Source organism: Dyadobacter tibetensis Y620-1, from assembly GCF_000566685.1.
GTDB lineage: Bacteria > Bacteroidota > Bacteroidia > Cytophagales > Spirosomataceae > Dyadobacter > Dyadobacter tibetensis.
Window position 1 is genome coordinate 139,755 of sequence record NZ_AZQN01000005.1, and the last position, 13,341, is coordinate 153,095.

Here is a 13,341-nt window from a genome sequence, read left to right on the forward strand (position 1 = left end):
ATGGCCGGAATTTCCCGACCATAGTGCACTTCATTACCAGAAGGGATTCTGGACCAGATTGGGGTTTTTATCAATCTCCCGTTGGGGAACCGGAAACCAATAGTTTTTCTTAGAAAAAAGGCGTTTTTGGTATACCGATCTTTTAAAGTACGCTTTGGGGTTGCTCAGTTGGTCATCCTTCTCTGTACCAGAAAAATTCATTCCCCAGAAGTCTCCATCCAACACCTGCTCACCTATCTTCCAACGGCGGATATCGGTATATCGGATCCCTTCACAGTTCAACTCTACACGTCGTTCACGACGGATCGCTTTGCGCATTTCCTCCTGTGCCATGCCCGCTTTCAAGTCGGGTATTCCTGCTCGTTTTCTGATGAGGTTGATGTATTTTAATATATCTGGGTGGCCGGGGTCTACCTCATTAAGCGCTTCTGCATAATTAAGATATGCTTCCCCTAACCGGTAGAGTATGCCAGGACGGTATGGGTTGATACCATTTCTCGGATCATGATCGGGATGTACTTTTTTGCGTACCAGGTAGCCATTCTGTGGTGCGTCATGGGTGGGTCCCCCATCAATCTCACCGAAATAGAATTTCGTTAAGCGGCTTTCCCTTCTGATCCAGGAACCGTTATAAAGCACTGATATGTAAAACCTTGGTTCGCGGTTCACATACATATTATAGGTCCCGGGCAGGGCTACTTGCCCATTGCCTTGCACCTCTCCCCACTGAGTATTTCGAATATCAGCTTTTTCGGAAAACCCTTTTTCACTGTAGCCTGAATTTGGGTCATCGATGGGGAGTCCATTTTTCATAAAAAATGCGTCGACCAGCGATTGTGTAACCCCTAATCCACCATTGCCAGCAGCTCCCCTGGGGTTGGCATGGCGGTCGTAACTCGTAAAATCGCTTCCTGGACGCGCAAAAAGAATTTCCGTATTCCCATCGGTAACGCGTTTAAAGAGCATATTCTGATAAGATAGAAAAGGGTCTATGGTTCCATCTGGATTATATTCCTGATAGAGCTTATGTCCATTGCTCTCTGCTTTTTGCACCAGTTCTCTGCAGGCCTCCATGGCACGAGTCCATTTGCTGGCGTCGTAGGTCGTACTGAACAGGTTTTGGCCTTTATTATTGACAAAGCCTGCATAGTCGGGATTCCCATTGGTCAGTGGACTCGCCGCAAAGAGCAAGAGGCGGGCTCTTACAGCCAAACACATGATAGAGGTGGCCCGGCCAAATTTTCTGGAGTCGGTATACGCGGCTGGCAGGACTTCTGATAAGGTCTTTAATTCCTGATCGGCCCAGGCCACGACTTCGTCGAAGGGAGTTTGACCAATCATCAATTCTTCTTCACTCGCTCCTGGCTCCAGAATTTTTTGTTGAAAAGGAATGGCACCATAAGCTTCCATGAGCAGGATATTATAATAGGCTATTAAAAAACGGGCTTCATATTTCATGAGCTGAACTTCTTCTTCGCTGACGAGCTGCGCCTGGTTGGGCTTTACGTTCTCAATAAAAATATAGGCCGACCGAATCCGTCGGGGAAGCTCTTCCCAATAATTGGCATCCCAGCTGCTGGAAGGGCTCCAGTTTCCCGTTTGGCGGGCCACAATATTCCATCCAAATTGCTCCCAGCCTGTGGAGGGAGCCATATCATCCGACAGGGCGTCATAGCCTATAGAGCGCAGGTGGCCCCAGTAGGGGTCGGGGATATTGGTATATATCCCCGCCAGCCAGTCTTCGGTACGTGTTTTGTCCCGAAATATCATTTCCAGGGTGAGCTGGTCTTCTGGCATCTTGTCCAGAAAACTGGAGCAGGCACTCATAGCGAAAATAAGGATGCCGGCAAGGCAGGTTTTATAGTTGAAATTCTGCATGGTTTTCAAGGTGTTAGGATGTTACAAATTGATCTCAAGTCCGACTGAAAAAGACTTCATTATAGGATACCGAAGTCCGTTGATAGCATCTACCTCTGGATCCCATAACTTAAATGGGGAGGCAGTAAGCAAGTTATTAGCCCTAACAAATGCTCTTATCCCCTCAATTTTGATGGCTGTCAGCCAGTTTTTACCGACATGATAGCCCAGCTCAATATTTTTTAACCGGAGCATCCGCATGTCCCGAAGCCACCAAGTGGAGGTCTGATTATTATTGGCACTCTGATAATCAGATAAGCGAGGGTAAAATACATCTTGTCTGGGGTTGGCCACGGTCCAACGGTCGTCCACATTGGTAAGCATATTGCCCATGGATCCGTTGGCACTTCCTGGAATGAAATTGGAGCCTCCAATCGTGCGGTAGGTGAGGGCGTTACCCTGGGCGAAGAATCCAAAGTCAAAGGCCTTATATCGTGCATTGAATCCGAAGCCATACACCATCTGTGGGTCGTAGGTCCCGCCTATGGCTGTATTGTCCAGCGCATCGATCCGTCCATCTTCGTTAAGGTCACGGTACTTAATATCTCCCGGCCTTACCGTGCCAAAGGTATGTATGGGCAGCCCATCAACCAGCGTACCCTTTTCCACATCTATAAAGTCGGAATTGGTAAATAACCCTTCGGCCTGGAGTCCAAAAATCTGGCCTATGGGTTTGCCAGTGCTGGAGCGGTTCGTTCCTTTGATCGCATTGGCTTCATCCTGCTCGATAATTTTATTGACCGCATAGGTAAATGTTCCTCTAAGGGCGATCATCAGATCGGGGTTAAAGCGTTTTCTATAATCCACCGAAAGGTCCACACCCTGGTTCTGGACTTTGCCAAAATTTGCCCAGGGCTGATTAATAAAGCCGCTAGATCCGGGTATGCTTTTTCGCTGCATAAATATATTGCTTCGGTTTTCCTTGAACAGGTCTACCTGCAAGTCCAGGGCTCCGCTGATTCCGAGCTCGAAGCCCAAATTGGTTTTCCGCACCGTTTCCCAGGTCAGGTCTGGATTGCCCTGATCGCCTTCCCGGCGGCCCGCACGGTAGTAATCGTTATTGACGCCCCAGCTATAGCCACCGGTGTTTCCAATGGTAGTGATATAGGCAAAGCGTCGACCGTCCAGCTGGTCGTTCCCCACCAGCCCGTAGGAAGCTCTTATTTTTAGTTTGGTGAAAATATGGGAGTAGGGTTTCATAAAAGGTTCTTCGGAAATGAGCCAACCTAAAGCTACAGAAGGAAAAAAACCATATCTTTTTCCCTTGGCGAAGTTTTCAGAACCATTATATCCAAAATTAAATTCGGCTACATAACGCTGGTCATAGGAATAGGAAAACCTTCCTGCCGACCCTTGGTTTCTAAAGGGAAGGGAGGAGCCATCATCATAATGGCGTAGGTTGTAAAGCAGCATGGATTCTACTGTACTTTTACCAAAATCCCTGGTATAGAAGATATTCCCCTCAGCATAAATACTCTTATTGCCCCAGTCGGAACCCGTGGAATAGCCAAGGAATTCCTGGCCATACGATTCGATTGACAGGATAAGATTGCCCTCTTCATCTCGCCCGATGGCTGGATTGTAATAGTCAGGGCTTTTACTTCGCGTGACAGAGGTATTTGAAAAGCGGTCGAAAGAAAATGTTCCTCTCGCTTTCAGGCCGGGAGTAATAAATGCGAGGTCCTGCTCGAGGGACAATAGTGATTCGATTTTACTTTCACTATGCCTTTCATAACCCGTTTGTGTGGCCAGGGCCCAAGGGTTTTGTCGCTGCGGAGTTCTGGGGATTTCTCCAGAGGCATAGCGCATTGGATGCACATAGGGCGGGGTGATAAAGGCTTGTTGAAAAAGGTAGTCAATAGAAACAGGGGGGCGGTTACGGTCTTGTAAATAACCGCCAATATTAAAGCGCATCAGCGTGGTAGGCGACAGGTCGATGTCCACATTGGAGCGAATATTATATCGCTTCAGGCTCATAGAAGAATTCCAGCTTTGGGAGTCGTCACGTTCTATAATCCCTTTTTCGCCATAATAGCTGGCTACAAAGGCATAACGAAGGATATTGGATCCTCCGCTTACGGTAAGGTTGGTACGCATATTACTAGCCTGATCCTTGGAAATCGCATCCAGCCAGTTGACGTCGGGGTAGAGGTCGGGATCGCTTTGACTGCGTATGTGGTCGATTCGCTCCTGACTAAACAGGCCTGCTTCGCCGCGCTCCTCCCTTATGCTATTCATCACCTCCAGATACTTGGCAGCCCCTACGAAGGAAGGAAGTTTTACTGGTTTGGTTATGGCTTGTTCGTGTCGTAGGGAAACTTTTGGTTTGCCTATTTTCCCCCTCTTCGTATTAACCAATATCACACCATTGGCTCCCCGTACTCCATAAACAGCACTGGCTGCGGCGTCTTTAAGAATAGAAAAGGACTCGATTTCTTCGGGGTCTATGTTATTTAAAGATCGTTCTATTCCATCTACCAATACCAGTGGATTACGATTGCCACCAAAAGTGCTTATACCCCTGATCCAGAAATTAGCATTATCGTAGCCGGGCTCTCCCGAGCGCTGTACCCCAATGACCCCGGCCAGTTGCCCGGCTAGATTATTGCTGACCGATCGGGAAGTGCCTAACTGAAGCTTTTCAGGCTCTATGGTGGTAATGGCCCCTACCACACTCGCACGGCGCTGGGTTCCGAAGCCAACTACCACCACTTCCTTCAGGTCGTCGACCCGGTCTTTCATCACTATATTGTACTGACTGGTTTTCCCAACTTCTATCTCCTGCTCCACAAATCCTACCATAGAGAAGGTTAATATAGAAATATCATTGGGCAGAATAATACGATAGTACCCTTCGGTATTGGAAGCGGTAGCTATGGGGGTTCCCCGTACACTTACCGTAACTCCCGGCAGACCTTCTCCAGCCTCGCTGGTAATCCGTCCACTTATGATTTTGTCGAATGCAGGCGCTGCTCCAGGTTGTTCGCTAAGCTCATCTGTCGGCAGGCTTGATTGTGGCTCAGAAGCACCTTTGATAGCCTTTTCTGTCCTCAGAACAATAAAGTCTCCCGCAACTGTGTAGCTTATACGTGTGCCCGACAATATCTGGTTAAGTATGCTTTCTACCGACTCATTTTTGGCTTTAATGGAAATTTTCTGGTCGGGCAGGAGAGAGGAGACATAAGAAAAGCGCACGCTGGCTTTTTGAGAGAGTTGACTTAAAACGGTTTTTAATTCAGCATTTTTTAGCTCGATAGTGATTTTACGCTGGAGCATTTCTTGACTATACCCTGTCTCTGCGAACGCAAGCTGGCAGACGAGAAAGACCATGATCAGCGAAACGTTAATTTTCATAATTAGTTGGATCCAATAGTTCCAGGGAAGTGTTTTTTTCATAAATTTACTAAGGTTTTAAGATTCAAAAGAGTAAAGCCTTCCCTGTCCTTATGAAAATAAGGAAAAAATCCGCCAAGATTCAGGGAGAAAAATAAGGATCGGTGATGCTCGAACATCGCCGATTTTTTTGTGTATCAATCTAGGTCATAAGGATAGGTTTTGGTTATCAATAGGATTACAGCCTTTACCGGAAATACTTACTCCGTTGCCATCTACGGTATAAGTGGCCTTGATGGTCGCGCAGATCACGTCTAGTTTGCTATAAAATGATTGTCCATTCAGAGGGACCGTTAGAAAACAATTTCTAAATACCTCGGTAGGATAGTCTATACGGATGCCATAGGCTTTCTCCATCCTGGCCAGCACTTCGGATAAGGGGGTATTTTCAAAATTAAAATTAGGATGCTTTTGAAGGTCCGTCAGTATGCCTGGATCGTCGGATAAGGACCGGCTCAATTCATTTTTCTTGGGAGAAAAGCTCACCTTTTGATTAGGAAGCAGGATTTCCCCATCGTTTTCTGTAGCCGCATCCGCTCTGAACACCTTTACTTTCCCCGAGCTCACCACTACTGATATTTCTTCTGAGGCCGAGTTGATACGGAAACTTGTACCGAGCACCCGGGTGACGATCGCTCCGGTAAATACCGTGAATGGGTGTGCGCTGTCATGTGTCACATCGAAGATCGCTTCGCCTTTAAGCTCTAAATCTCTCCGGGTTCCGTTTTCAAAGTCACGGTGATAGGAAAGTTGCGCCCCTGGCATCAATTCTACCCGACTGCTATCTGGCAATATCACTTTTTGATTATTCTTGCTTTGATTTACCATTTTTTGAACTTGGGGATCCCTATTTATTCGTGCGATTGCCGCAGAAGCGGGCTCCAGCTTTGGTCGCTGATGCCACCAATAACCAAGACTTATCATGATAATGATGGAGGCTGCGGCAGTCCATTTTCCTAGATGCATCCATGATCGTTGCCGGCCGCCAAGGCGGGTAGCATCAAGTATTTCCTGGATTTTTTGGTTTTTTGTCTCTTCAGAAAGTGTAGAAGGGGTGTGCCTCCAGGCTAAAATCAGTCTTTGAGCCTCAGACATAACAGGCTCTTGCCATGGTGCTTGTTGGCATATATCATTCCAAAGATTGGACCGCTGCGAACCCGTGGCGAGTACCCACTCTTGAAATTCCAAGTCGCTTAGGAAGTCCTCTAGCGTATAATTTTTATATTCCTTCATAGATATGCCCAATTTCATGCTTCTTCTTAATTATAGTAGAAAAAGGGCCTTGGAATAATCGAAAAAATGATAATATTTTTGAAAAAAGATTTAAGTGCTGGATTATCAGATGGTTATATGGAGAAATAAATTGACAAAAAGATAAAAATATCGGCTTGCCAATTTTGCCGAAAGATTTTTAAGGCATTGTATAGTAGATTGGCGACGGCCGGTCGGCTGATGCCCAGTAGGGCTGAGATTTCTTCATTGGATAGACCTTCATAAAATTTCAGGTGAAGTATTTCCTGTTGCCGGTTGCTGAGATGCACCAAGGTGGACTTTATTTTGCTACTCAGCTCCTGGTCATATTCATTTCTGATAATTTGCTTTTCTATGTTTTCCGTCTCTTCCGGGGCCGTGATTGGGTGTTCCTGGTCTTCGCTATCGGCGCTCACCCATATTGAGGCAGCATGTTTTTCGCGAAAAATTTGGTGACGCAGCGATTTGAATAGGTAAAGTTTCAGATTGGATGTGGCATTCAAATGCATACGTCTTTCCCAGAGGTTAACCATCAGGTTGTGTAAAGCATCCTGCAGTTGCTCGGGGTCAGGCTGGAAGTGACAGCCATATTCATAAAGCGGACCATAGAAAATTTGAAGTAGACGTTCGAATGCTTGTCGATCGCCTTCTCGAAAATTTTTCCATAATGTAGTCAAATCATCTCCCATCATTATCGATCCTTTCACTATCACTTTTTTAACTCAGGTAAAGCTAGTATAACTGTTCAGAATTACAAAGTTATCCCTTCTATGTTCGGAGATTAGAATATTTACTTTTTTCTATTAAATCCTTATAATATCGATCTCAACGGCACTAATATCAAACGTATATTTATAGGTGTTGATCCGAATATTCATAGTAATTTTGAGTAGAGTTTCTTTTCCTTCCCTACCGAAAATACCCGCTTTGGAGGGAATTGATATGAATAACCAAATCAATAATATTAAATACATATGCCCCTATACCTTCACAGACGTTCCTTATATTTTATAATTGCCCTGGTGATAGGATATACCACTTGCAGTGCACAGCCCATTTTCAGGATTTGGGAGAAGCCCATTCGATTCGATGCAGAGCGGAAGCAGCTCTCCTTGGACTATATGCGCGACCGGCATTCCATCATTCAGGACTCAGCTTATATCAAGCCCCGGATGATTGTGCTTCATTGGACGGCCATTCCTACCCTAGAGCAGTCCTTCGATGCTTTCAATCCGGTACATCTGCCTGGGGCCAGGGCTAGTATCTCCTCCGCCAGTACCCTCAATGTTTCTTCGCAATTCCTGATCGATCGGGATGGTACCATTTTTCGACAGATGCCCGATACGGCCTTCGCCCGACATGTGATCGGCCTGAATTACTGTGCCATAGGGGTGGAAAATATTGGTTCTGGAAAGAATCCGCTAACCAGTAAGCAGCTCAAGGCAAACATAGCCCTGGTGCGCTACCTGAAACAGAAATATCCGGAAATTGACTATGTGATTGGGCATTATGAATATACTTCTTTCGTAGGAACGGAGCTTTGGCGGGAAGTGGACGATAACTACCGAACGATAAAAACCGACCCGGGAGTCGGTTTTATGAAACGTTTCAGGAAAAAGACCAAAGATCTGGGGCTAAAAAAAATCCCTGGCGCCTAGTCGCCGTCAATGGCGGCTGAGGTACAAATATACGTGGGGATGATTCCCGTACTTCGGATGCGCACCTCTGCATCCTGGCCCTGGGTATTGCCAGAGAGTACCAGTGCGGTATCCAAGCCAAACTTATTGCCTCCTAATATGTCGGTGTGAAGCGTGTCGCCCACCATCAGGATGTTGCGCTTGTCGACATTAGGATAATCCTTGATATGCTGAAAAGCAAAGATAAACATCTGCGGATCGGGCTTGCCAAAACGGATGAACTGACGGCCTATGGTATCCTCTATCATCTTGGCCAGGGCCCCAACAGCAATGGAAAGCCGGTTTTGAGAAGCCGGATAAGTTTTGTCGGTATTGGCGACAATTACCGGAATATTTCTTTTTCGGAGCAGGTTTAATGTCTTGGTCAGATCCGTGTTCCAGTCGAACCCTTCATCGTCCAGAAATACCAGGGCATTTACGTGGTTGACGTCGTCCAGATCTACATCGCTGATGGACATGGTATGCAGATCGGCCGTTTCTACATATTTTGCCGAGGCTTCGGTGCCCACATAGGCCACCGTGCCCTTTCGCACTTTATTTTCAAGAAAATCACGCGCCAGCATCCCCGAAGAGATAATTTTATCCGGCGTAATAATGTCGACCCCTAGGCGGTAATAGGATTCGGCCAGCTGCTCGGGTCCCCGGGAGGCGTCGTTGGTTACTACATAAAAATCTTTGCCGGTTTCACTCAGATAATCCAGTGTAGCTTCAATGCCGGGAATGAGCCCGTTATAGTTCTTTAATACACCAAATGCATCGAAAAAAATAACTTCATATTTATCTAATACGGATTTAAAATTGTCTATTTGCATAAGCGGCGTTAAGGAGTGTTATTGGTGTTTGAATTATAAATTTAAGGCTTTTAAAATCTTGTCAGCGTCGAAACCATCTATAGCTGGGAAGTACAGCTCATAGGCTTCTTTCTGCAACTTGGTACAATAAGCCCGGTGGAAAAAATATTTTCCGTATTTGATAACATAGTTTAATATAAAGAATCGATACGCTTCCTTCATAAAGAGTACCTCGTTGACTGTCAGGGGATATATTTTATGGTACTCCTGAAGGAAAATGATAAACCGATCTTCGGTAAGCGGCCCCATGAGGTAGCTAAACACCGTCCGGTCACCGACATTGGACACCACCCTACTGAAAAAGTAGAAGTCCATTACCCTCGAAGATACTCGGAACCAGTCGTAATCCCAACGAGAAAACAGTTTTTGATCGTCGGTAACGGAAAAATTACCAATATTCCAGTCCACAAAAACAGGCATAAGATCAAAGGAAGTTACCTGCAACCTTTGAATGTTTTTCAAGAACATTTCACACTGCCGCTTCAGGATGTGAATATTACCCCGGTGCTCATATTGGCCGGTATCCGTCTCTAGAATATCCAGTAAATGGTTGATGTCGGTACGTAAATTTTTCGAGGATTTGGGTAGGGATTTGCTAACCCGAAAGCAGGCTTTATGGAACCTGGCCATTTCCTGACCCAAACTCCTAATCTGGCTCTCATTAAGGCGTTTTGGAAGGCGGTTCATGGCCCTAATCGGATTGTAAAACACTACCCAGGTGTCAATAAAATCCTCCTGGTAACGGTAGGTATACACCTGATTGTTTTTCACCAAAGATTTGGCCATGACATTCTCGAAGGGGTACAGCAGGTTGCTGGACATGGCATGAATAATCCGGTGGTCTTCTTTGAAATGTTCGTACTTACCGAAATAGGATAGTTTCGCTACCACCTGATCGTCATTTTCTAGGGTGACCCGAAATACATGATTGGTAGATACCTTGGCACTGATATCCTCAACAAGTTTGACATCAATGGAGGAGTCGAAACCGGCCCAGGCTTTACGGATAATTTCTGGATAATCTTTTAGACGCATTATAAAATCAACATTACTGGTACGAATCGTATTTGGAGGACCTGTGCGGCTCTAGAGGGTCCCTCACAAAGGTAAGGCTTTGTAGGTCTACAAAAAGTTTAGAGCAGTATTTGCTCTACCAAGTTCGCTGACAAGTCCTTAATATTAATTCTAAAAAAAATTAGGCCTGATCCTCTGCCAACCAGATGGAGACAGCAAGATTTATCACTTTTCGAAAGATTTAAATTATTTTTGTTCCAAAATTTAACGATTTCGTTTTGGTATATTATATTTCCCGTTTCCTGATTCGTCTGGCTCTGCCCATATTTTTAAAGAAATTAACCGTCAACGGTCACAAAAAACTAGATGCCCGAAAGCCTTATCTGCTCGCTTCTAACCACCCCGACTCTTTTTACGACGCCCTGGTGATTGGGGCCGTCATGCAGCAGCCCATTCATACCCTCGCCAGAGGCGATGTTTTCCGGAAGCCGTCTGTAGCATTTTGGTTGCGACAAATCAATTTGATTCCCGTTTTCCGCGGATCGGAAGGACGGGAATATGTAAAAAAACATGACGTTACTACCCAGGAGAGTATCGAAGGCCTCAAGCAGGGAGGAGCTGTGGTCGTGTTCTCCGAAGGGATTTGTAAGAACGAGTGGAACTTACGCCCCCTAGGCAAGGGGACGGCCCGTATGGCTTATGAGGTTTGGTATGGTACCGATACAATTCCCGATATGAAAGTGGTGCCTACGGGGCTCAATTATGAGCATTTCAGGGGGCCTGGCAAAAGGGTAGAGCTGAATTTTGGATCAGAGATCGCTCCCTCCGATATCAAAACCAGTCCAGAAGAATATGAAAAATGGCTTCGTGAGTTTAATGAAATCCTTACCGAGCGTATGAATGAAGGGATATTCTCCGTTCCGAATGTCCTACCCATAGCCGATCAGAAGGCGGCTGTACGCCAGTATTTAGATAAAGTATGCCCGGCTCCTGCTCGTAATAATGGTTTTCTAAAGGCTTTGGGGGGCCTGGGCAGGGCCATACATGCACCTCTTTACAGGGTCTTTAAGGCAAAAGCGGCCAAGCTTACCGCCCGTTCGGTCTTTTACGATTCGGTACTCTTTGGCTTCCTCGTCTATTTATACCCCTTGCTGGTGGTGGTACTATCCATCCTGATTGGAGCCCTAGCCGGATGGCCCGCAGCCCTAGCCACCTTTATAGCCCTGCCGACTTTGGCTTGGCTGGGGGCACAGTACCGGTAGATAAACATTCTTGCTCAGAATCTGAAGAACAATTTCTAATTCTTTAACTATTAACTCTCTAATATTTCAATCCATCTAATCTGGAAATTGGTATTCGAAGTAGATAGACTTATTTTTTTTAATGTATTTTTTTACGGTTTCAATCCATCTAATCTGGAAATTGGTATTCGAAGAATACGGGTTTCCGGGCTTAATTACGCCCCATTCCCCGTTTCAATCCATCTAATCTGGAAATTGGTATTCGAAGAATACGGGTTTCCGGGCTTAATTACGCCCCATTCCCCGTTTCAATCCATCTAATCTGGAAATTGGTATTCGAAGAATACGGGTTTCCGGGCTTAATTACGCCCCATTCCCCGTTTCAATCCATCTAATCTGGAAATTGGTATTCGAAGAATACGATTAATCATCAGGTGAGAATCCGGTACCAGGGTTTCAATCCATCTAATCTGGAAATTGGTATTCGAAGGTGTTACGCTCCTCCTAACCTTATTTTCTAGAATGGGTTTCAATCCATCTAATCTGGAAATTGGTATTCGAAGGTGTTACGCTCCTCCTAACCTTATTTTCTAGAATGGGTTTCAATCCATCTAATCTGGAAATTGGTATTTGAAGTCTAGTGCTATTGCTTGATGAAAAGAATGAAAGGAATGTTTCAATCCATCTAATCTGGAAATTGGTATTCGAAGTTCTAACCAATGTCGACCAGATTTATCTTTTCGACTCGTTTCAATCCAACTAATCTGGAAATTGGTATTCGAAGTAGATAGACTTATTTTTTTTAATGTATTTTTTTACGGTTTCAATCCATCTAATCTGGAAATTGGTATTCGAAGAATACGGGTTTCCGGGCTTAATTACGCCCCATTCCCCGTTTCAATCCATCTAATCTGGAAATTGGTATTCGAAGGAGACGATTGCCTGTATATGCTGGAATTCGCATATAAGTTTCAATCCATCTAATCTGGAAATTGGTATTCGAAGACCATCTTCTTGCCTGGCCATACTCGAAATAGTAGTGTTTCAATCCATCTAATCTGGAAATTGGTATTCGAAGTGTGAATGTCGCTTTCATGATCGTGAATTTTTAATGGTTTCAATCCATCTAATCTGGAAATTGGTATTCGAAGGAGACGATTGCCTGTATATGCTGGAATTCGCATATAAGTTTCAATCCATCTATCCATTCCGCAAAATTACGGAAAAACCGATTTGGTTTCAATCCATCTAATCTGGAAATTGGTATTCGAAGATCATAGCTAGACCTTCCGAAAAACGCCAGATTGCTGGTTTCAATCCATCTAATCTGGAAATTGGTATTCGAAGAAGGCACAGGATTACTTGGCCTTCGAAATAGAGGACTTGTTTCAATCCATCTAATCTGGAAATTGGTATTCGAAGAAGGCACAGGATTACTTGGCCTTCGAAATAGAGGACTTGTTTCAATCCATCTAATCTGGAAATTGGTATTCGAAGATCATAGCTAGACCTTCCGAAAAACGCCAGATTGCTGGTTTCAATCCATCTAATCTGGAAATTGGTATTCGAAGATCATAGCTAGACCTTCCGAAAAACGCCAGATTGCTGGTTTCAATCCATCTAATCTGGAAATTGGTATTCGAAGCTGGCCGCACAGTCAATAAATCGGTAACAATACTAAGTTTCAATCCATCTAATCTGGAAGTTGGTATTCGAAGTATACCTCAGCGACGACAACTTAAAGGCCTGTAATCGTTTCAATCCATCTAATCTGGAAATTGGTATTCGAAGAGTTGAGTCTGCAGGAGAAGCGTGGAGCGCTAGTGAAGTTTCAATCCATCTAATCTGGAAATTGGTATTCGAAGATCTCGGCATATAAATAAAAGGGTAGTACAGGTAGGGTTTCAATCCATCTAATCTGGAAATTGGTATTCGAAGAAATTCAATGTGAATTAATCCAGTTAGCTAGGGAAGTTT

Annotated in this window: 8 protein-coding genes and 1 CRISPR repeat array (1 of these 9 cut by a window edge); of the genes, 2 read left to right on the forward strand and 6 right to left on the reverse strand. The window is 44.8% G+C overall.

Annotated features, from left to right (window positions below; genetic code table 11):
- Window positions 1-33 precede the first annotated feature (33 nt).
- From X939_RS0114990 to X939_RS0115010, 4 genes are all read right to left on the reverse strand, one after another.
- Window positions 34-1,878 (reverse strand): RagB/SusD family nutrient uptake outer membrane protein, encoded by a 1,845-nt coding sequence (locus X939_RS0114990; RefSeq protein ID WP_025764108.1) that lies wholly within the window; start codon window positions 1,876-1,878, stop codon window positions 34-36.
- 21 nt (window positions 1,879-1,899) lie between these two features.
- The gene (locus tag X939_RS0114995) at window positions 1,900-5,313 is read right to left on the reverse strand and encodes a TonB-dependent receptor (protein ID WP_025764109.1); all 3,414 of its coding nucleotides are present in this window, start codon (window positions 5,311-5,313) and stop codon (window positions 1,900-1,902) included.
- 144 nt (window positions 5,314-5,457) lie between these two features.
- On the reverse strand, window positions 5,458-6,561 hold the full coding sequence (locus tag X939_RS0115005) for a FecR family protein (protein ID WP_025764110.1): 1,104 nt from the start codon (window positions 6,559-6,561) through the stop codon (window positions 5,458-5,460).
- Window positions 6,562-6,656: 95 nt separating this feature from the next.
- Window positions 6,657-7,268: an RNA polymerase sigma factor gene (locus X939_RS0115010; RefSeq protein WP_131694764.1), complete on the reverse strand. Its 612-nt coding sequence runs from the start codon at window positions 7,266-7,268 to the stop codon at window positions 6,657-6,659.
- Window positions 7,269-7,535: 267 nt separating this feature from the next.
- Here X939_RS0115010 and X939_RS0115020 point away from each other — a divergent pair, with 267 nt between their 5' ends.
- Entirely contained in the window at window positions 7,536-8,219 is a 684-nt protein-coding gene (locus X939_RS0115020; RefSeq protein WP_025764112.1) for an N-acetylmuramoyl-L-alanine amidase, read from the forward strand.
- Here the strand turns inward: X939_RS0115020 and X939_RS0115025 are convergent.
- Window positions 8,216-9,070 carry a TIGR01459 family HAD-type hydrolase gene (locus tag X939_RS0115025; RefSeq protein WP_025764113.1) on the reverse strand — a complete coding sequence of 285 codons (855 nt, stop codon included), beginning with the start codon at window positions 9,068-9,070 and terminating at the stop codon, window positions 8,216-8,218. The two genes, X939_RS0115020 and X939_RS0115025, sit on opposite strands and share 4 nt — an antisense overlap.
- A 33-nt stretch (window positions 9,071-9,103) precedes the next feature.
- Window positions 9,104-10,144 carry a hypothetical protein gene (locus tag X939_RS0115030; protein ID WP_025764114.1) on the reverse strand — a complete coding sequence of 347 codons (1,041 nt, stop codon included), beginning with the start codon at window positions 10,142-10,144 and terminating at the stop codon, window positions 9,104-9,106.
- 257 nt (window positions 10,145-10,401) lie between these two features.
- On the opposite strand from X939_RS0115030, the gene X939_RS0115035 reads away from it, so the two are divergent.
- Window positions 10,402-11,385 carry a 1-acyl-sn-glycerol-3-phosphate acyltransferase gene (locus X939_RS0115035; RefSeq protein ID WP_025764115.1) on the forward strand — a complete coding sequence of 328 codons (984 nt, stop codon included), beginning with the start codon at window positions 10,402-10,404 and terminating at the stop codon, window positions 11,383-11,385.
- A gap of 63 nt (window positions 11,386-11,448) precedes the next feature.
- A CRISPR array of direct repeats spans window positions 11,449-13,341; the repeat unit is 37 nt; unit sequence GTTTCAATCCATCTAATCTGGAAATTGGTATTCGAAG (it continues 2,767 nt past the right edge of the window).

Coding starts and splice junctions, on each gene's coding strand:
- X939_RS0115030 (WP_025764114.1), bottom strand. CDS start 10,144: ATGCGTCTAAAAGATTATCCAGAAATTATCCGTAAAGCCTGGGCCGGT.
- X939_RS0115025 (WP_025764113.1), bottom strand. CDS start 9,070: ATGCAAATAGACAATTTTAAATCCGTATTAGATAAATATGAAGTTATT.
- X939_RS0115005 (WP_025764110.1), bottom strand. CDS start 6,561: ATGAAATTGGGCATATCTATGAAGGAATATAAAAATTATACGCTAGAG.
- X939_RS0114995 (WP_025764109.1), bottom strand. CDS start 5,313: ATGAAAAAAACACTTCCCTGGAACTATTGGATCCAACTAATTATGAAA.
- X939_RS0115020 (WP_025764112.1), top strand. CDS start 7,536: ATGCCCCTATACCTTCACAGACGTTCCTTATATTTTATAATTGCCCTG.
- X939_RS0114990 (WP_025764108.1), bottom strand. CDS start 1,878: ATGCAGAATTTCAACTATAAAACCTGCCTTGCCGGCATCCTTATTTTC.